Origin of the sequence: Vibrio sp. 1641, from assembly GCF_033339995.1 — a bacterium.
GTDB lineage: Bacteria > Pseudomonadota > Gammaproteobacteria > Enterobacterales > Vibrionaceae > Vibrio > Vibrio alginolyticus.
In genome coordinates, this window is the sequence record NZ_JAWOVP010000162.1 from 1 (window position 1) to 718 (window position 718).

1 protein-coding gene is annotated in these 718 nt (G+C 47.9%); it reads right to left on the reverse strand.

Translation table 11 applies throughout. From position 1 onward, the window contains the following. Positions 1-127: 127 nt before the first annotated feature. The coding region (locus R7Z47_RS24820; RefSeq protein WP_318130759.1) for a helicase-related protein at positions 128-718 on the reverse strand (591 nt) is incomplete at its 5' end.

Consider the following 718-nt stretch of genomic DNA (forward strand, 5'->3'; position numbering starts at 1 on the left):
GGCTTACCTCGGCATTACCGCTATCAGCTTAAGCCGTATTAAAGCGCGTTTAGCAAAAGACAGTGAATAAGAGACACACCAAACAAAAAAGGCTCTTCCAACGAAGAGCCTTTTTTCAATCTAATGACTATTTAAGAAGACGCGCTCGGAACTGACGCCCTTTCATCTTACCCGTACTGATAATTTGCAATGCTTTCTTCGCGGCAGACTTTTCTACAGCAACGTAAGAACGCACAGGGAACAAATGAATCTTGCCCACTTGCGCACCTGGGATGCCATTTTTGCCAGTCAAACAACCAAGAATATCGCCAGGACGAACTTTTTGCTTCTTGCCGCCATCAATGTTGATGGTCACCATCTTCGCTTGGTATGGCTGCTGATTTGATTTCGCTGGCAAGGTCGCGGGTACCACATCCATCTCTAAGTACTCTTCGATACGAGCAACACGTAGACCGTCTTTTTCACCAAAGAAGCTGAACGCCAAACCTTTACTGCCTGCTCGGCCAGTACGGCCAATACGGTGCACGTGCACTTCTGGGTCACGAGACAGCTCAAAGTTGAACACAGCATCAAGATTGTCCACATCCAAACCTCGTGCCGCCACGTCCGTTGCCACAAGAATAGAAACGCTCTTGTTCGCAAATTGCACCAGTGCTTGATCACGTTCACGCTGTTCAAGATCACCGTGAATATCGATCACGCTAAAGCCACGATGGTG